The sequence below is a fragment of the Bacillus thuringiensis genome, assembly GCF_001595725.1.
Lineage (GTDB): Bacteria > Bacillota > Bacilli > Bacillales > Bacillaceae_G > Bacillus_A > Bacillus_A thuringiensis_K.
Genome location: NZ_CP014282.1, coordinates 2,745,196 through 2,764,990, shown reverse-complemented (window position 1 = coordinate 2,764,990; position 19,795 = coordinate 2,745,196). Strand labels below are relative to the sequence as shown.

The window sequence follows — 19,795 nt, the reverse complement described above, 5'->3', positions numbered from 1 at the left end:
GAGAGCAAGAGATATGGTTGAGAAGAATAGTAAGCTCGGCTTTGTTGTGGCGGGCTTATTGCTAGGTATTTTAATGGCATCGATGGATAATACCATTGTCGTAACGGCGATGGGAACAATCGTTGGTGACTTAGGAGGCCTCGAAAACTTTGTATGGGTCGTTTCTGCCTATATGGTCGCAGAAATGGCAGGCATGCCGATTTTCGGTAAGCTATCAGATATGTATGGTAGAAAGAGATTCTTTATTTTCGGTTTAATCGTCTTTATGATTGGTTCGGCACTTTGTGGTACTGCTGAAAATATTACACAGTTAGGTATTTATCGTGCTATTCAAGGTATTGGCGGCGGGGCATTAGTGCCGATCGCGTTTACTATCGTTTTTGATATTTTCCCACCTGAAAAACGCGGGAAAATGGGTGGTTTATTTGGAGCTGTATTTGGATTATCTAGTATTTTCGGGCCATTACTTGGCGCATATATTACCGATTACATTAGCTGGCACTGGGTATTTTATATTAACTTACCACTTGGCATTTTAGCACTTATTTTTATTACATTCTTTTATAAAGAATCACGCGTTCATAGAAAGCAAAAAATTGATTGGTTTGGCGCAATTACTTTAGTTGGTGCAGTAGTTTCTTTAATGTTTGCGCTTGAACTAGGCGGACAAAAATATGATTGGGATTCTAGCTTTATTTTAAGTTTATTTGGTGGATTCGCTATTTTAATCATCGCATTCATTTTTATTGAACGAAAAGTAGAAGAACCAATTATTTCATTTGAGATGTTTAAACAGCGCTTATTCGGAATGAGTACAATTATTGCATTATGTTACGGGGCTGCATTTATGTCAGCAACTGTATACATTCCGTTATTCATTCAAGGTGTATACGGCGGGACTGCAACAAACTCAGGATTATTACTTTTACCGATGATGTTAGGGTCAGTCGTAACAGCGCAGTTAGGCGGATTTTTAACAACTAAGCTTAGCTACCGAAACATTATGATTATTTCTGCGGTTATTATGCTAATTGGATTATTCTTATTAAGCACGTTAACACCAGAAACAAGTCGTGCATTATTAACAGTTTATATGATTATTATCGGATTTGGAGTCGGTTTCTCATTCTCTGTACTAAGTATGGCAGCTATTCACAACTTCGGTATGGAACAGCGCGGGTCTGCGACTTCAACGAGTAACTTCATTCGTTCATTAGGAATGACACTAGGCATTACAATCTTCGGAATGATCCAAAGAACAGGTTTCCAAGATCAATTAGAAGAAGCGTTTAAAGGTATGAGCGGGGGAATGAATACAAAATTAGGGGATTCAAGAGCCATTTTATCAGAATCGGCAAGATCTCAAATCCCTCCGCAAATATTAGATAAGATTATTGACGCTCTTTCTAGTTCAATTGTTCAAACATTCATGTGGGCATTGGTACCAGCTGGATTAGCATTCATATTCATTTTCTTTATGGGAAATGAGCGTATGGTAATTAAGAAAGAACAAATGAATAAAAAGAGTGAAACATCAAAAGCGTAATGAAAAAGCTCCTTTCCAATTGGAAAGGAGCTTTTTCGTATGTACGGTGTTAGATTAGCCTTCGATAATTTCGTATTCTTCGTCTGCAAGTAATAAAATTTGCGTTTTCTTGCCTTTGTTTTGAACTTCGATTACATCGTATGCGCCTAAGTCTCTTACTTTGCTTTGAGAAGCGTTAACCATAACTTCAATAGAATCAATTAAGATATCTTCTTCAATATATGATTCAGGCAATGCCATATCTTCAGTATCTAATACACACGCATATAGATTTTGTAAATTTTCAGCAGTTGGGTTTTGTTCCTCAACATCAATGATATTTTTTACTGCATCCATATTTTCTTCTTTTGCTTGGTACACTTTAATTTTAGCCATAGTTTTAATCTCCTTTATAACGTAATCGTAGAGGCTACACCTTATTATAACGTTTTTTTTATGAAAGATGAAATTGTTATATGTATTTATAGTAAAAATTATGTTTCCTTACTCAAAATTGGTGTAATTTCCATATAAATGTACGAGTAGGTAACGATAATGTTACGTTAAAGTTATATTGTCCAAGCTTTTCTTATTTGCTACTCATATATATGTAGTAGCAATTCTATATAGAGAAGGGATGGAGTGTAAGTGGGTTGTGAACCGAAACGTGATTGTGGGTGTTGCCAAAATAGTATATGTGAGTTTTTACAAAGTCTAGAACCGTATACTAAAGTTGAAAATATCATAATAGCAAGAAAGGAAATTGTTGTATCTTATTTTCTTTCATTTAATAAGAAAACAGGTATCGTATCATTCGTACAAGAAGACAATGAGGTTATATTTGTCGATTGTTCAAAGATTGATGCGATTCGAATAGGGAAAGTATGTAGTTGCAAAACAAAAGTTAAATATATTGAAGAGGACTTTAGCTTGCTAGGAAATGTGTGCCCGCAATGTTTAACAGAGGGTAGTACAATCTTTTTCGATTTTCATAATGTAGAATTAAATGTATCTTTACAAGCTAAAACAATAGATACACCTATATGTACTGAATTTACAGATGAACTTGGGAATGTAGTAAAGCAAGTTGCAATTGTAGGTAAAGCGATTGTTTCTAAGGACTTTGTTCAAGTACCTGAACTGTTAGATTTTCGATTAGTTTTATCCGATACTGCTGCGAACCCTTTAAAGTTTGGAATACTGTTCATTAATTTTCCTGATATTACATTCATTATTCTTTTCGCATCTAGTGGATACTTAAACATTTCAAATTGTTTAAAAGTAGAGAGTGGAACTGGTAATATCGAAATAGAAGAGTTGAAAAAAATGATAAGGGATGAGGTTAACACGTACAAGTCAGTTGTTAAATTGACTAAAGTATATAAAAATGGTGAAATGGAATCTTTTATTTCTAAGAAGGAGTTGTAACGCATTTTTTGATAAATCCTCATACATTATGTTGAGGGTTTATACATACACGATGTATATTCAAAAGTTTAAAAAGTGAGATACTCTTTTTTATTAGATGTTATAATAATTTTATATTTGTGAATAATTTAATTATATAAATTTTAGTTTAATAGTGTTTGCTTATATAACAAGCGGTTGAGTGAAAAATTATATAAGTTGATTCTTAAAGATTTAGAATACGATTGATTTTAAAGAAGGCGGGAATGTAAATGATATATGAAGCGAATATACATACAAGAAAAAAACTAGTTTCTATGTTTGAGGATTTCAATAACGTTGTTTTACTTTCTTATTTACAAGGGCATATGGGTACTGCTTGGGTCAATGATCTTGAAAATCCAACAGTAGCACAAGTTACGGTAGGGATTTTTACATTTTACGCTGGAGACCCAAATGTGAAAGAAACAGAAGAGTTATTACGTAATATTCCAGAAAGAATTTTAGTTATCGTAAATAGTGAAGAGTGGAAACAACGCTTAGAAACATTCCATGAAAGAAAAATAGATAAGTTTTTACGCTATAAGTTCAAACGAAATCCAGAAGTTTTTAATCGTTCAAAATTACAGTCTTTTATATCAACACTTCCAAAAGAATATGAGTTAAGAAGAATAGATGAGCATATCGCAAATAGCCCCACATTACATAAGATATCTGAAGATTTTACAAGTCAATTTCATTCGGTAGAAGATTATATAAAACGTGGTATAGGTTATAGCATTTTATATAACGGAGAAGTTGTATGCGGTGCATCCTCCTATAGTATTTATAATGATGGGATTGAAATTGAAGTTGCGACTGATCACAATCATAGAAGAGAGGGCTTGGCAACTGTAGTAAGTGCAGCTCTTATATTGGATTGCTTAGAAAGTGGAAAGTATCCAAATTGGGACGCAGCGAATACTCCATCTGCTAAACTAGCAGAAAAGTTAGGATATGAATTTGATAAGGCATATGATACTTATTTTGTGGACAATAGATGAGTGAAGGAAGTTCATACTAAAAAATAAATGCGCCCTAGTACGTAAGTCTAGGGCGCATTTATTAGTTGGTAAATATCTTCATAACAATCTTATCACATTTTATCTTTTGAATGTTTGGAATTAAAGATATTTATGTGACTTTTTGAAAAAATAAAAGAGCAGCTAGCAAAAGCTAACTGCTCCTCTCCAAGGGAGAATGGAGAAATACAATCATGTTACCTATAGTATTGACGGAACATTGAGTTTTAATCAGCCATTTATAAAAGGAGAGATAAAATATCTTTGATTAATCCTTAGGCTCCGATTAGGAGTACTGATAGAAAAACGATTGAGAATATACTTTTTATTATATTTACAATTTAAATAGTAGAACGTGTTTATCGTAGTTCTCCAAACACCAATTATATTTTTTTAGAATAATTGGATGGACTGCTTCTTTCGTAGTATCGACTTCAGTATAGCCATATTTCTTATAAAAGTTTTCTAATTCCTCAAAAGGAAGACAATATACATCTTGTATTTGTGATTTTTTTACAGTTTCTACTAAAAATGAAACAAGCTCACCAGCTAATTGTAGCCCTCTAAATTTAGGGAGAATAAAAATCCCGCCCATTTCTATAGTATCTGCATCTATTTGGACTAATCGTCCAACACCTGCATACTCGTTGTTATATGTAATAATTGCAACTTTATCTCTCTTTAAATCACTTCGTACAAATCCTATTGATTCATATTGACTATTAATCCATTTTAAATCGTTAGATGTAGCTAGTTGAATACTCATATACATCCTCCTTCCGAATACTAGCGCTCTCTTCATTATATAGAACATAAGATACTATATCAAAGGAACCTTGAGATAGCACATTTGTTTAAGTTATTAGTTAAAAGTGTGGGGTTGCTGGCATTGAAATGTAGGCTTCACCAAATATAGGATAATAATGTTGTGAATTTAGTGTTACATAGTCAAAATAAAAAATAGTTCATGTGTTCGATAACGCACGATTTTTTTAGTGTAGAGAAAATCATAGGGATATTTTAATTAGTAGCTACTGTATTCATTGAAGCTATTAAGGAAATGTGGTAATCGCCAGCCTTAGTGATACAAATCATATTAGGATTTAGTAAAAAAACTCTTCCTGAAAAAGAGGGAGATTAAAGATAAGAGCACTTCGAAAAGTGCCCTTCAGTAACGACTACTCATTCTAAAAATATTATATGAAGTTAAGTGTATTTAAGTATGGGTCTTTTATATAAATGTGAAATAAAAGATGGTTGTCTTCTTGTTAGAAGGCTATTTTTTGTTATTACAAAAAAGAATTAGAAGTAAAATATAAATTCAAGTTACTTGTCCAAACAAATTATTAAAAAATACATAAAATGCTAGTAGTTAGCCAATATTTTAATATTGCTAATTTTTTAGTTTAAAAGGGGTGATTTTATGTGTGATTGTGAAGTTTGTAGACGAAAGAAAAACCGGGATCCATTAAATCGGGATTCTGAACGAAAAAAAGTGGATTCTGAGCCAATAAAAAAGGATTGTGAACCAAAAAAACAGGTTTCTGAGCCAATAAATCAGGATTCCGAATCAGTAAATTCTTATTCATATAGTAAAAATGCAAATTTTTTAGAAGAAGCTATACAAACAGATGAAATCGATCAAGTTTCTGAGGAATATATTGAAATAGTAGATTCAGCAGATGTACAAGTTACTACTACAGATACAAAAGCTGCGCTATCCATCCAAGCTGCGTTACAAGCAGCTATTGTGGTTGTAGTAAGTATTTCTATAGCAGATAGTGAAAAGGCAGATAAAATAACACAAGAATTGTTTCAAAAATCATCTATTAAACAAATTAATAGACAAAAAACATTTATTAAAAATTCCAGAAACGTAACCGTAACAACTACTGATACAGATATTGCAGTGAATATTCAAATTCTCCTTCAAATTTTATTAGCGTTACTAGTTAAACTAAACATTTTATAAAGTGTCTATCCCATTTATATTTAGCTATAATGGTTCACTCAAAGTAAATATTTTTTTGTTGTAATATGTGGTACAAGCTTGGACTTCTTATTATGACTAAATTAAAATTCAAGATTGATGGGAAGGTAAGTGGGGATAACTATACAATAGCAAAGGTGAACTTATTATTTAACAGTAATTAAAACTTATATATGTTAAGTAACGGGAGGCTGTCTTCGCATTAGAAGACAGCCTTTTGATTTCATTAGTAAAAAGAAGGGAAAATAGAAGATTAAGTTACTTGTCCAAGCAATTGTTATTTAAATACATAAAATGCTGGTAGTTATTTGAAATTTTTATAGAAAACTGATAGGAGTGAACATTGTAAATGGATGATTTAAATAAATTTTCTTCCTTTAAGTTTGATAAAGATCAAAAGAATATAATTATAGACCTTTTACTCTCAGATATTTTTAATAGGCATGGGATAAATGAAGAAAAACTAAAAAATTTATCGCCAGAAAAAAAGCAGCAAATTAAAAGTATTATTTCTGAAATACAATCACAGGTTAATAATTATTTAGATTGAAAGGGGGTGAACTTATGGAAAAAACATGTCATTCAGATGGAAATAAAAAGTGGAGTGCATTAGATTCTTCAAATCCTCATCCGTCTTTTAAAAATGCTAGCGTTTCAGAAGCAGCTGCGCAAGAAAGTAAAACTTATCAAATTTCTGAAGAATCTATTACAATAGTTGATTCAGCAGATGTAGAAGTTACTACTACTGATACAAAAGCTGCGTTATCTATTCAAGCAGCTTTACAAGCAGCTATTGTGGTTATAATAAGTATTTCTATAGCAGATAGTGAAAAAGCTGATCGTGTAGCACAAGAATTGTTTCAAAAATCATCTATTAAACAAATTAATAAACAAGAAACTGTTATTAGAAATTCTAGAAATGTTACAGTTACGACTACGGATACAGACATAGCAGTAAATGTTCAAATTCTTCTCCAAATTTTATTAGCTTTACTAGTAAAATTAAATATTTTATAAAATGTTTAACCTGTTTTTTTATATAGTGATTCTTACAGGTGAATATAGTACAGGCTATAAATATTAATCATTAACATCGCCAAAATAATAATGAGAACAATGTGATGGGAAATAAAGTTTGGTTGTTTTATGGAAATTTAAAAGCCATTTCCTTTATTGGATGTGGCTTTTAAATTTTAAACAGTATAAATTTTAAACAGTATAAATTTGAAAAGATTATATTAAGATAAAGAATTAAAATATGATGATACAAAATACTTATAAAATTATTCGTGTTATTGAAAAATGATAAGAAAAAGGTGTTTAAAATAGAACCATTTTCATTAATAGTTCAAGTTTTGAAGAATAGTGCATACAATATAAAGTGTTTTCCTTTCTTCATTTAAGTTTTACGTATATAATTTAAAAGTACTATTTTTATTTTATTATTTTATATTTATAACAGAATAGAGGTTTAAAAATGGGTGTTAAAATCATTACGGATAGTGCGGCGGATTTACCAGTAGAATTGCTGCAAGCATATGATATTGATTTAATTCCACTCCGTGTATATGATGAAGTAGAAACAGAGTATTTAGATGGAGTAACATTAGAGTCAGTTACATTACTGCAAAAAATGAGAGAAGGCGCTGTTTATAAAACGTCATTGCCTTCACTTGAAACTTTCCAAGAAAAATTTGTTTCTTATGCAAAAGAAGGTAATCCTTGTATATATTTAGCTTTTTCATCTGAACTGTCTGGTACATATCAATCATCAGTTGTCATTAAAGAGGAAGTAAAAGAAACATATGCAGATTTAGATTTAGAAATTATTGATACGAAATGTGCTTCGCTTGGTCAAGGGCTTGTCGTATTAGAAGCTGCTAAAATGGCAAAAAACGGCGCATCAAAAGAAGACATATTAAACCGTGTCGCTTTTCTAATGAACCATATGGAACATATCTTCACTGTAGCTGACTTACAGTACCTTGTTAGAGGCGGGCGCTTAAGTAAAGTAGCAGGATTTATCGGTGGTTTATTAAACATTAAGCCGATTTTGAACGTGGAAGAAGGAAAACTTGTCCCACTTGAAAAGGTACGAGGGAAAAAGAAAGTATTAAGCCGTATTGTTGATATTATGGAAGAGCGTGGTAAAGACCTTAAAGGTCAAACAATCGGTATGACTCACGGTGACGATTTAGAAACAGCTGAAGCATTAAAAGCATTAATTACGGAAAGATTTGGCTGTGAAGTATTTATCGTAAATACAATTGGTGCAGCAATCGGTGCACATACAGGTCCTGGCGTTATAACGTTATTTTTCTTAAATGAAGTAGAGTAAAGGATTGATCTTTTGATCAATCCTTTTTTATTTTTTAATCTGTGATAATCGGTCGATATGGTATGGATGAAGATGAAACCTTTGAAGTTAGCCTATATCAAATGCAATCCTGTAGAGGGATTATTTTTTATATGTGAAATGATACTTTATGGTAGAAGAAAAGATATAAATAAGAATGCATTTATAGGAATCTGAATATTTAAGGATATCGAAATTTTTTTATTTCATATATAATTGTGTAGGAAGAAATATCTGTAACTATTTGTAAAAATAGGAGGCGGCTATAAAAATGCAAGAAATTGCTAGATGGGATTTAAATCGATTGTATTTGAATGAGGATATTCTATTTCCGATTTTAGAGTTGAAAGAGCAATATTTTGTAACAAAAGATGTAGAGGTTCTTTCAAAGCTTATACAAGCTATTGAAAAAGCAGAATACTATTTGTATTGTCAATGGGTTGAAGAAAGTGTTTCATCTGACCTTACTAAATTGAATGTGAAAGTGAAGGAACTAAAAAGTGAAGTACAGCAAATAATAAAACATAGTGAAGTAGAAACTTCCGATAATATTAATATTAAGTTTATAAAAAATGAACTTAGTGCGTGGGAAGATATGTACATACAATTACGGGATAGGATAGAAATAGAGCACAATAATAAACAATTATCCTTTGGACAAGCAAATAATATTGCAATGAATAGTGAAAATGAAAAGGAAAGATTAGAAGTATTCGAGTTACTTACAAGTACTTTACATAAGGAAAAAGAAATCTTTGCTACTGTATTAAATCAAATAGGGAGATTGCGTAATGCAAAGAGTAATGAAATAGAAGATAGAGAGATTTTAACACAATCTTTTCATGCGAATGGCATTTCAGAAGCTGTATTATTCCAAATGTGGAATGCGACAGAAGAAAACCTTGATAAATTAGTAAGTGCTTTAAACGTGTATAAGAAGGGAAAAGAGTCAATTACATGGCATGAACTTATGACAGTAAAGGAAAGTAATGAGGTTATAATTCCTTTTTCAGTAGCAGTACAAAACGTTTATGATGCATGTAAGAATATTGATGAAGAATTAGCAGAATTTGCACGTAATGCGATAGAAAGTGGATGGGTAGATGCTGAACCGAGAGAGAATAAACCACCAGGTGGGTTTTGTGCTCCATTTTTCAGTGAGAAAGAATCACGAATTTCAATGCGCTATGATGGGAGTATAGATAGTGTAAGAGTGCTCGCTCATGAATTAGGACACGCTTGGCATTTTTATAATATGAGTTTCGAACAATCTATATCTTTTTTAGATGATAATTTGCCAATGAGTACGGCTGAATCAGCATCTATTTTCTTTGAAACGGTACTCTTAAATTATCTAATTGAAACAACGGATAGTAAAGATATGAAAAAGTCATTACTTAGCTGGAAAATAAGAAATAGTTTTAATTATGTAATGGCAATACGAGCATCGTATCAGTTTGAAAAAACATTTTATGAAAAATGTAAAGAGGGTCCTTTAAGTGCTGATGAAATTGAGAAATTATCTATAATGGCACAGAAAGAAGCTTATGGAAATGCTTTAAGTGAATACCAACCGTTTGTATGGATGAAATATATTCAATTTTATATAGCAGATGTTCCTTTTTACAATTATCCATACACATTTGGATATTTAGTAAGTTTTAGTTTATTAGAAATAGTTCAAGAAGGTAAAAGTACTTTTCATTCGAAATATAAAGAGTTTTTACGAGAAACAGGAAAGGCTCCAGTAGATGAGCTTATGAAAAAACATTTTGAAATAGATATAAGAAATTATGAATTTTGGAATAAAGCTTTTATTCAAATTTCTAAAGACATTGATGAATATTTGCAGTTTATGTAAGGGGAGAGTATAGTGGATCAGCAGTTTATAAAAGGTATACCTTTTTCAACTTTAGAATATGCAAAAGCTATAAGTTTATTAAAAGGTTGGCTACATGAACAACAAGAGAAACCAAGGTTTGTAGTAACTGCCAATCCTGAAATTGTTATGTCTGCAAAGGAAAATACGGAAAAATCAAAACAGTTTAAAAAGATGTTACTATCTGCGGATTTAATAACAGCAGATGGGATTGGTATCATAATTGGCTCGAAAATATTAAAAGGAACTTTGAAAGAACGTGTTACTGGGGCGGATTTAACTCACGATTTAATAAAATATTGTAACGACAATGAATATCGTGTCTTTCTGTTTGGAGCTGCGCCAGAAAGTAATAAAAAGGCATTAAAAAAATTAAATGAGCAGTTTCCAGGAGCACATTTTAAAGGACAGCATGGATTTGTAAATGGTGAAGAAATAGAAGAAATAAAAATGAAAATTAAGCAGTTCAAGCCACATTTACTACTCGTAGGACTAGGTTCACCAAAACAAGAAGAGTTCATCTATGAAAACATACAAACATTAAACGTCCCGCTATCTATTGGTATCGGAGGCATGATTGATATAATATCTGGTACTGTAAAAAGAGCACCAAAAATAATGAGGGATACTGGAACTGAATGGCTGTATAGGTTACTCTCACAGCCGAAAAGATTAAAGCGACAACTTGTACTTCCGAAATTTTTATTATCGGTTATGTCTGAGAGGATTAAAGGGATTAATTAATAAAGGGGACTACATACATGAACAGAATCGGCATTATCGGAGCAATGCAAATTGAAATAGATTTACTTTTAAAAAAGCTAGTAATACAAGAAGAACAGACAATTGCGGGAATGCCATTTTATATTGGAGAATTCATGGGAACAGAAGTAATTATTACACGTTCTGGTGTAGGGAAAGTAAATGCTGCTGCATGTGTGCAAACATTAATTCATAAATTTAATGTAGACTTTATCATCAATACGGGCGTTGCTGGTGGATTACATCCAGATGTAAAAGTTGGCGATTTAGTTATTTCAACGAATGTTACCCATCATGATGTAAGTAAAAATCAAATGAAAAAATTATTCCCGTTTCAAGAGGAGTTTATTGCAAGTAAGGAATTGATAGAGTTAGCACGTAAAGCATGTAACAGTAATAGTTCAAATATTCAAGCTCACGAAGGAAGAATTGTAAGTGGTGAATGTTTTGTTGAAGACTCAAAGTTAAAGGCAAAATTAATAGATGAATATGCACCTCATTGTACAGAAATGGAAGGGGCAGCAATTGGACATGTCGCCTACATAAATGATATACCGTTTCTTGTTATACGATGTATTTCTGACAGCGCAGATGATGAAGCTCAAGTTTCTTATGATGACTTCGCGAAAACTGCTGCGAATTATTGTTCAGAAATTATTATTGAGATGCTTAAAAATATATCTGGTAAAACTATAGTCCAAAAGGAGAGATAGGAATGTTACAAGCATTAATTTTTGATATGGATGGAACATTATTTCAAACAGATAAAATTTTAGAATTATCGTTAGATGATACTTTTGATCACTTAAGATCACTTCAATTATGGGATATGGTAACACCGATTGAAAAATACCGTGAAATTATGGGTGTGCCGCTACCGAAAGTTTGGGAAGCTTTATTACCGGACCATTCTATTGAAATAAGAGAACAAACAGATGCATATTTTTTAGATAGACTAATTGAAAACATAAAAAGCGGAAAAGGCGCTTTATATCCAAATGTAAAAGAAATATTTACATATATAAAAGAAAATAATTGTTCAATTTACATTGCTAGTAATGGTTTGAAAGAATATTTAAGAGCAATCGTAACTTATTATGCTTTAGACAAGTGGGTGACTGAAACGTTTAGTATTGAACAAATACAATCGCTAAATAAAGGTGACTTAGTTAAAAGTATTATGAACAAATATGATATAAAAGAGGCAGCGGTAGTTGGTGACCGGCTATCTGATATAAATGCAGCGAAAGACAACGGTTTACTTGCAATTGGGTGCAATTTTGATTTTGCGCAAGAAGAGGAACTTGCTCACGCTGATATAGTAATAGATGATTTAATAAAGTTAAAGCGGATACTGCCTGCTGTACAGAGATAAATAAAGTGTGTGCATTTTTTTCGAGTCCTATATGTCTTATTTTATGGAGGGGAATATGCTTAAAAATAATTTTAAAATTAGTAATATTCCTGCGGTTTTGTGGGGAGAGAAGAGTGAAAAAGTTTTTATTGCAGTACATGGAAATATGTCAAATAAGGAAGATGCAGTTATTCAAATATTAGCTGAAGAAGCCAATCGAAAAGGTTATCAAGTATTAAGCTTTGATTTACCTGAGCATGGAGAGAGAAAAAATGATAACACTCCTTGTAAAGTACAGTTTTGTGTTAATGAATTATCTATAATTATGAACTACGCAAAAGATCATTGGAAAGAAATAAACGTATTTGCATGTAGTATGGGGGCGTATTTTAGTCTTTTAGCTTATCAAAATGATGTGCTAGAAAAGGCATTATTTTTATCACCAGTAGTTAATATGGAACGAATTATTGAAAATATGATGAAATGGTTTAATGTAACACCGGAGCTTTTGCAAAAAGAAATGACTATAGAGACACCTATTGGTCAAAAGTTATATTGGGATTATTTATGCTATGTAAAAGAGCATCCTATTAGTACATGGAATACAGATACATATATTATGTACGGAGCCAAGGATGAACTGTGCGAATTTGAAACTATTAACTATTTTACAAAAAAACATCGTTGTGAATTAGAAGTTATGGAGACGGGTGAACATTACTTTCATACTGAAGAACAGTTAAAGATATTTGAACAGTGGTTACACAAGCATATCAATTAACAAATTATAATTTAACTTATACCTGCTAGAGAAGAATGGTGAATTTATAAACTAATATTATATTTGAGAGACATTATAAATATAAATGTATTTATTTAAGCAAACAGGTGCTTTAGTTCAATAAGACTTAAACAACTATATTATCGATTTACATATCAAGTGAAGTATATGCATACTATGAATTAAATAAAGTAACAACCATAAAAATGCTCAGAATAAATGATTCTCGAGCATTTTTATGTGTTTTCGTACTTAGGGGGATTGGACTTGAAAGATATACATATTCAACAAATAGAAGATTTAATGGAATATGAATTCAGTCATCTCGTTCAAGACAGTGAAGAAGAAGGGTTTAATTTCCTTATAAGACTAATAAATGAATATAAAAACAAAGTAAATGTATTCAATAAAACTGGAGAGTGTTTATATGGTATTTTCCAAGGGGATATGTTAATCGGAGTTGGAGGTTTAAATAAAGATCCGTACACAAAAGACAATAAGATTGGGCGGTTGAGGAGATTTTATATTTCCAAGGATTATCGGCGTATAGGGTTAGGGAATTTATTATTAAATCAACTATTATGTCATGCGGAAAAGTATTTTGAAGTGATTGTTTTACATGCTGACACGAAGCAAGGGGATGTGTTTTATACTTCAAATGGATTTGTAAAAGGGGGATTATATAAGGGATCGAGTCACTACAAACTATTATAGAGTTTGCTATCCAAAGAATAGCTACGGAAAGGTATTTTCGTTGATAAATCGATATATTTTAAAAATCCCTGATATATATGAAGGTGCGACCCTTATATTAAAAACAACTTTTATAATTTCATTTACCAAATTGTTATTATAAAAAAGAGCACCTTAGCTTTTAAAATTTAGCTTATAAGGTGACTCCTTTTCATTCAATTACATTTTAACCTTCATTTGTTTCAATAATAATCCTGGTTTACCTTTTACATAATAAAAATGCGGATTATTTTCATCATCATAAAGCATAATATAAGGCTTTTCTTTTAGTGGGAGTAGTATAAGTACTTCGTCTATTGTAGTGTGTAACCATTGATTAGTAATAGAAACCGGCTTAGATAAAGGGATTTTTATCATATAGCCATCTTTTGGAACGACATTTAAGTTTTTAAATGGACCAGTAATTGATTTAGCGTATTGAACTGCTTCTTTTTGGATTACTGGATCTAAAGATTGTTTTTGAATGACCATTTCTTTTTGACAATCAAATACTTCAATTTGTTGATTTGTATTTGCGAACGCATTTGTTGATAATAGAAATAGAAGAAGAGAAATGACCCCGATTTTTTTTATCATAGTACAACACCTCACCATTACTATCCCCTCAAAAGCTTTAAATATTTTTCTGTCACATTCATGTAACAAAGATGTTGTATGATACAATTGGTTTTTGTTTAAAAGCAATGGAGGAAAAAATATGAAAGTTTTAATTGCAGATGACGAACAAGATATGTTAAGGATTTTAAAAGCTTATTTTGAAAAAGAAGGCTTTGAAGTATTATTAGCGAAAGACGGAGAGGAAGCACTTCAAATATTTTATGATGAAAAAATTGATTTAGCTATTTTGGATTGGATGATGCCGAAACATAGTGGTATTACTGTCTGTCAGGAAATAAAAAAGAATTCAAGCGTAAAAGTATTAATGCTTACGGCGAAAAGTGAAAGTGAAGATGAATTAGCAGCGCTTCAAAGTGGGGCAGATGAGTACGTAAAAAAACCATTTCATCCAGGAGTACTAATTACACGAGCGAAAAAACTTATTCAGCATGATGATATTATTCAAGTACAAGATGTAAAGATAAATTTCGCCAAAAATAAAGTATATAAAAATGATATAGAGTTAGAAATTACAAAAACAGAGCTCGAATTAATAAAATGCTTTTTAAATCATAAAGGAACTATTTTAACTCGTAAAAAATTGTTAGACATTGTATGGGGATTTGACTATTTTGGAGAAGAGAGAACGGTTGATACACATGTAAGAAGGCTGCGTAAAAAAATTGGAGAAAATATTATTAAGACGCATCGTGGGCTGGGTTATAGTTTGGAGGAACAAAGTGAATAAACTTGGGAAAAAGCTATTTCTCAGCATTTCTTTAACCGTTATTCTTATATTTACAATTTCTTTATTGTTAATTAACTATCTCCTGCCGAAATATAATATTTATAAAACACGTGAGAACTTAAATGAATTTACAACTCAAATACAAAATGCGCCAGTCAATGACTTAGAAGATGTTATCCATATAATTGAAAGTGAAAATAACGTTACAATTGCGTATACGCCAATTAATCAGTCAGAAGATGCTATGAACGACGCGTTACGCATGCAACTTACGAAAAAGAAAGTAACGTTAAATAAGCTTTGGATTACGAAAGACGAAGTCATGAAAGTGAAAACGGAAGGGCAATCGAATAAACTGTACGATCAAGGAAAGGTAAAAGCGAGTTTTTTTGCTAAATATATTGCGAAAGATGATACGATAATTTTAATTGGTACTTCCATTGCGAATTCAAATGAAATTATAAATACGTTAAATACATTTTACTTATACATCGTATGTTTCTCGCTGCTTCTTATTATTTTACTTGTGTGGATACTTTCAAAAATAATAACGACGCCACTGAAAGAGCTAAGTGATGTAGCTCAGGATATTTCACATTTACAGTTTAAAAGAACGAAAGTGAAAACGAATGATGAAATAGGAGAGTTGGCCAATAGTATTAATATCATGAGCGAAAAACTACATGAAGCACATCAAGATTTAACTGATCGTAATGAACATTTAAAACGATTTATGGGTGATGTAACGCATGAATTAAAGACACCGATCGCATTAGTAAAAGCATACTCTATGGGGATTAAAGATGGATTAGATGATGGGACTTATGTAGATACAATTATTAAACAAACAGATCAAATATCAAACTTAATTGAAGAACTATTACGATTTTCTAAACTAGAAAGAGATATTTTACAAAAAGAAGAATTCCCCATTGAACCACTGGTCCAGAGTATATTAGATAAGCATCAGATTGAACTGGATTCGAAAGAAATTAACTTGCAAGTAAATTGTAATGCGGGCGATACAATCGTTTATGCAGATTTAAATAAAATGAGAATGGTGTTTCAAAATTTAATTTCTAATGCGATAAAATATACAGCAAATCAAAACATAATAATTACATTAGAAGATAGAAATAAAAGTATATATTTCCAAATAAAAAATGGCATTCCTACGGATAAAATTAAGGATATCGAGAAAATTTGGGAGCCTTTTTATGTACTAGAATCTTCTCGTAGTAAAGAAAAATCAGGTACAGGATTAGGTTTAGCGATAGTGAAAAGTATTTTAGAAAGGCATGGTTTTGAATATGGAGTTTCCTCTATAGATGGAGAAATTCAATTTTATATAAATGTGAAAAAGGACTAATGAAAATATTAGTCCTTTTTGCAGCTTTAGAGATTAGCGATACAGGATGAATCACCATAATGTTCAAAATTGATGTATTAAATGGAGAATTAGCAAATGTTCTACTTTCATTAAATTCACGTGAAGTTCACAGGAAAACGTTATATTTAAATGGTTATATTTGAATTTAATGAAGTGAGGTATTCAGATTTGAAAAGAAAGAAATTAGTAATTGGTAGCATTTTAATGGGTATGACGTTATCTTTATCTGCATGTGGTTCATCAGATAATATTGTAACGACAAAATCAGGAAGCATTTCAGAAAGTGATTTTAACAAAAAATTAAAAGAAAACTACGGTAAACAGAATTTATCTGAAATGGTAGTAGAAAAAGTATTAAATGATAAATATAAAGTTACGGATGAAGAGGTAACGAAACAACTAAAAGAATTAAAAGACAAGATGGGCGATAATTTTAATACATATATGGAATCCAATGGTGTGAAAAATGAAGATCAGTTGAAAGAGAAATTAAAGCTTACTTTTGCTTTTGAAAAAGCTATTAAAGCAACCGTAACGGAAAAAGATATTAAAGATCATTATAAGCCAAAGCTTCAAGTTAGCCATATTTTAGTAAAAGATGAAAAGACAGCAAAAGAAATTAAAGAAAAATTAAATAGTGGCGAAGATTTCGCGGCATTGGCTAAACAATATTCAGAGGATCCAGGTTCTAAAGAAAAAGGTGGGGAACTATCTGAATTTGGACCTGGTATGATGGTGAAAGAATTTGAGGATGCTGCGTATAAGTTAGAAGTTGGTCAATTGAGTGAACCTGTTAAATCTTCTTTCGGATATCATATTATTAAGCTAACGGATAAAAAAGAGCTTAAACCGTATGAGGAAGAGAAAGAGAATATTCGTAAAGAATTAGAACAGCAACGTATACAAGATCCTCAATTCCATCAACAAGTTACTAGAGAACTGCTTAAAAATGCAGATATAAAGGTATCTGATAAAGACTTGAAAGATACCTTTAAAGAGTTAGAAAAATAATAAATGGAATGTAAGGCAAGCGATAGAAATATCGGTTGTCTTTTTCTCTATTTATCCCGCTATTTGCCGGGCAGTAAGACCCCACCTCAAAATTCAGCGAAAGCAAAGAAGTGGCCCTGCTGATCGTAAACGCCCAATTGGTGAGGGCTGATTAAAGTTTCACTTTATAAAGAAGGAGGAAGTGGGAAAATACTTTCATACCTGCATTAAATTTTACTTAATAAGAAATCTTTGAGTTTCTCAACTTTTATATAAAATAAAACTGAATTTTCAGTTATTTTGTTATATAGTAAAAGAGAACGAATAAGGGGAGGGAACATTTTGAGTAAAAAGAAAATGGCAATTACACTGTCAGCAATGCTATCTGCAACAATTATACCTAGCTTTACTATGGATGTGCATGCAGAGAAGAAGGAAGAGACTAAAAGTACGAAAATTGAATTAGAAAATGGGATGACAAAACCGATTTATTCTCTCGATGAAGCTATTATCGAAAATTTATATGTAGAGACAGAAGTTGATAGTGATCGAGACGGTAAGAAAGACAGAGTATCGATAAAAGTTATGCGTCCAAAGACAGATCCGAATGTGAAAGTTCCTGTTATTTATGAAATGAGTCCATATCGATCTGGATTAAAAGATGTTCCTGTATATAATGTAGATGAAGAATTGTATGCGTATGAAGGAAAACCGTATGGAGCGGTTAATCTTGGTTCGTATGGGAACTATTACGTGCCAAGAGGTTATGCAGTTATTCTAGGCGAAAGTATTGGTACTGGAAAATCAGATGGATGCCCTACAACTGGAGATGAACAAGAGATACTCGGGACAAAATCTGTTATTGATTGGGTAAACGGTCGCGCGAAAGCATTTACAGAACAGGGTGAGGAAGTTCAGGCAAATTGGTCTACAGGAAATGTAGGTATGACTGGAGTTTCCTATAATGGTACATTACCAAATGCTGTTGCGACTACTGGAGTTGAAGGTTTAAAAACAATTATTCCAATCGCAGCAATTAGTAGTTGGTATGATTATTATCGTGCAAATGGTGCAGTCATTGCTCCAGGCGGATATCAAGGGGAAGATACAGATAATATGGCAGAAGCAGTACTGACAAGGGAAAACCCTAAAGTTTGCGGACAAGTTATAAAAGAGTTAACGGCTGGACAAGACCGAAAAACAGGTAATTATAATGATTTTTGGGATAAACGTAACTATGTAAAAGATGCTAAAAATGTAAAAGCGAGTGTATTTGTTGTTCATGGTTTAAACGATTGGAATGTTAAAACAAAACAGTTCGCGCAATGGTGGGAAGCACTTGGAGAAAATAATGTTCCTCGTAAAATGTGGCTACACCAAGGTGGTCATGGTGGGACATCAAGTAATAACTGGCAGCAAACACAAAATAAATGGTTAGATTATTGGTTGTACGGAATTGAAAATGGAATTATGGATGAACCAATGGTTGATGTGCAAAGAGAAAATAAAACGTGGCAAAAGATAAAAAATTGGCCAGATCCATCAGCTGTACCTTCAAAAATCCGTATGTATTTAAGTAATAAATCAGTCAATTTACCATTAAGTATGGGATCGGCTAATAAAGTTTTCTCATTCTTAGATGATGCACAAATGAAATCAAACCAATTAGTAGCAAATCCAGAATTAGAAGTAGCAAATCGATTAGTATATACAATGCCTGTACTGCAAAAAGATACGCGTATAAGTGGTACACCAAAGATTTCAATTACAGGAAATATTGATCGATCTGTATCAAATTTAACAGCATTACTTGTTGACTATGGAGGAGCGAAGCCGGAAATCGTAACGAGAGGCTGGATGGATCCACAAAACTTAAAGAGTATAGAAAATTCAACAGCGATTCAACCGGGCAAAGATTATACATTTACATGGGACATGCAGCCAGATGATTATGTATTTAAAGCGGGGCATCAAATCGGAGTTGTTTTAATTGCAAGTGATTATGATTATACAATTAGACCGAAAGCTGGCACGAAACTTACAGTGAAATTAAGTGAAGTGACATTGCCGATTGTGAAATAAATACTTTTTCTGAAGAGCCTACTAAAGTAAGCTCTTTAATTTGTAGTCTGAATTTTTAATTTTTATATTTCAAATTGGAAGGTTATGTAATACAATATCATTATATTCTATGGAAAGTGA

At 31.8% G+C, this 19,795-nt stretch carries 20 protein-coding genes; 17 read left to right on the top strand and 3 right to left on the bottom strand.

What is annotated here, in order from left to right; genetic code table 11:
• The first annotated feature begins 13 nt into the window (after positions 1-13).
• On the top strand, positions 14-1,546 hold the full coding sequence (locus AXW78_RS13925) for an MDR family MFS transporter (protein ID WP_000229654.1): 1,533 nt from the start codon (positions 14-16) through the stop codon (positions 1,544-1,546).
• 54 nt (positions 1,547-1,600) lie between these two features.
• On the opposite strand, the gene AXW78_RS13920 is transcribed toward AXW78_RS13925, so the two are convergent.
• A complete protein-coding gene (locus tag AXW78_RS13920) occupies positions 1,601-1,921 on the bottom strand; it encodes a hypothetical protein (RefSeq protein WP_001062727.1) in 321 nt (106 codons plus the stop codon).
• 252 nt (positions 1,922-2,173) lie between these two features.
• Here AXW78_RS13920 and AXW78_RS13915 point away from each other — a divergent pair, with 252 nt between their 5' ends.
• Both AXW78_RS13915 and AXW78_RS13910 read left to right on the top strand, forming a co-directional pair.
• Positions 2,174-2,953 (top strand): BC_2878 family exosporium-associated protein, encoded by a 780-nt coding sequence (locus tag AXW78_RS13915; RefSeq protein WP_000501705.1) that lies wholly within the window; start codon positions 2,174-2,176, stop codon positions 2,951-2,953.
• Between the two features lie 251 nt (positions 2,954-3,204).
• Complete coding sequence (locus AXW78_RS13910) at positions 3,205-3,975, top strand: GNAT family N-acetyltransferase (RefSeq protein WP_061884284.1); 771 nt, start codon at positions 3,205-3,207, stop codon at positions 3,973-3,975.
• A 352-nt stretch (positions 3,976-4,327) separates the two neighbouring features.
• Here AXW78_RS13910 and AXW78_RS13905 read toward each other — a convergent pair whose 3' ends face one another.
• Positions 4,328-4,759, bottom strand: coding sequence for a GNAT family N-acetyltransferase (locus tag AXW78_RS13905; protein ID WP_000027167.1), 432 nt, complete (start codon positions 4,757-4,759; stop codon positions 4,328-4,330).
• Positions 4,760-5,416: 657 nt separating this feature from the next.
• Here AXW78_RS13905 and AXW78_RS13900 point away from each other — a divergent pair.
• The 10 genes from AXW78_RS13900 (at position 5,417) to AXW78_RS13855 (ending at position 13,829) form a co-directional block, all read left to right on the top strand.
• Positions 5,417-5,965 carry a spore coat protein gene (locus AXW78_RS13900; protein WP_000332789.1) on the top strand — a complete coding sequence of 183 codons (549 nt, stop codon included), beginning with the start codon at positions 5,417-5,419 and terminating at the stop codon, positions 5,963-5,965.
• A gap of 367 nt (positions 5,966-6,332) precedes the next feature.
• Complete coding sequence (locus AXW78_RS13895) at positions 6,333-6,533, top strand: spore coat protein (RefSeq protein ID WP_000342252.1); 201 nt, start codon at positions 6,333-6,335, stop codon at positions 6,531-6,533.
• Positions 6,534-6,547: 14 nt separating this feature from the next.
• Positions 6,548-7,000 carry a spore coat protein gene (locus tag AXW78_RS13890; RefSeq protein WP_000415813.1) on the top strand — a complete coding sequence of 151 codons (453 nt, stop codon included), beginning with the start codon at positions 6,548-6,550 and terminating at the stop codon, positions 6,998-7,000.
• 460 nt (positions 7,001-7,460) lie between these two features.
• On the top strand, positions 7,461-8,321 hold the full coding sequence (locus AXW78_RS13885; protein WP_000538299.1) for a DegV family protein: 861 nt from the start codon (positions 7,461-7,463) through the stop codon (positions 8,319-8,321).
• Positions 8,322-8,610: 289 nt separating this feature from the next.
• On the top strand, positions 8,611-10,200 hold the full coding sequence (locus AXW78_RS13880; RefSeq protein ID WP_061884283.1) for a M3 family metallopeptidase: 1,590 nt from the start codon (positions 8,611-8,613) through the stop codon (positions 10,198-10,200).
• A gap of 12 nt (positions 10,201-10,212) precedes the next feature.
• A complete protein-coding gene (locus tag AXW78_RS13875) occupies positions 10,213-10,962 on the top strand; it encodes a WecB/TagA/CpsF family glycosyltransferase (RefSeq protein ID WP_000372658.1) in 750 nt (249 codons plus the stop codon).
• A gap of 17 nt (positions 10,963-10,979) precedes the next feature.
• On the top strand, positions 10,980-11,693 hold the full coding sequence (locus AXW78_RS13870; RefSeq protein ID WP_061884282.1) for a 5'-methylthioadenosine/adenosylhomocysteine nucleosidase: 714 nt from the start codon (positions 10,980-10,982) through the stop codon (positions 11,691-11,693).
• Positions 11,694-11,695: 2 nt separating this feature from the next.
• A complete protein-coding gene (locus AXW78_RS13865) occupies positions 11,696-12,355 on the top strand; it encodes an HAD hydrolase-like protein (RefSeq protein WP_061884281.1) in 660 nt (219 codons plus the stop codon).
• Positions 12,356-12,410: 55 nt separating this feature from the next.
• On the top strand, positions 12,411-13,115 hold the full coding sequence (locus AXW78_RS13860; protein WP_061884280.1) for an alpha/beta hydrolase: 705 nt from the start codon (positions 12,411-12,413) through the stop codon (positions 13,113-13,115).
• Positions 13,116-13,334: 219 nt separating this feature from the next.
• A complete protein-coding gene (locus tag AXW78_RS13855) occupies positions 13,335-13,829 on the top strand; it encodes a GNAT family N-acetyltransferase (RefSeq protein WP_116777457.1) in 495 nt (164 codons plus the stop codon).
• A gap of 198 nt (positions 13,830-14,027) precedes the next feature.
• Here AXW78_RS13855 and AXW78_RS13850 read toward each other — a convergent pair whose 3' ends face one another.
• Positions 14,028-14,444 carry a hypothetical protein gene (locus AXW78_RS13850; protein WP_000591771.1) on the bottom strand — a complete coding sequence of 139 codons (417 nt, stop codon included), beginning with the start codon at positions 14,442-14,444 and terminating at the stop codon, positions 14,028-14,030.
• Between the two features lie 121 nt (positions 14,445-14,565).
• Between AXW78_RS13850 and AXW78_RS13845 the strand changes: the two genes are divergently transcribed.
• From AXW78_RS13845 to AXW78_RS13830, 4 genes are all read left to right on the top strand, one after another.
• Positions 14,566-15,213, top strand: coding sequence for a response regulator transcription factor (locus tag AXW78_RS13845; protein ID WP_000865979.1), 648 nt, complete (start codon positions 14,566-14,568; stop codon positions 15,211-15,213).
• Positions 15,206-16,582, top strand: a complete 1,377-nt coding sequence (locus AXW78_RS13840; RefSeq protein ID WP_001037265.1) for a sensor histidine kinase — start codon at positions 15,206-15,208, stop codon at positions 16,580-16,582. The genes AXW78_RS13845 and AXW78_RS13840 overlap by 8 nt, the downstream gene beginning before the upstream one ends.
• Before the next feature lie 189 nt (positions 16,583-16,771).
• Entirely contained in the window at positions 16,772-17,614 is an 843-nt protein-coding gene (locus tag AXW78_RS13835) for a peptidylprolyl isomerase PrsA (protein ID WP_002103226.1), read from the top strand.
• A 321-nt stretch (positions 17,615-17,935) separates the two neighbouring features.
• A complete protein-coding gene (locus tag AXW78_RS13830; protein ID WP_061884278.1) occupies positions 17,936-19,675 on the top strand; it encodes a Xaa-Pro dipeptidyl-peptidase in 1,740 nt (579 codons plus the stop codon).
• The last annotated feature ends 120 nt before the right edge of the window (positions 19,676-19,795 follow it).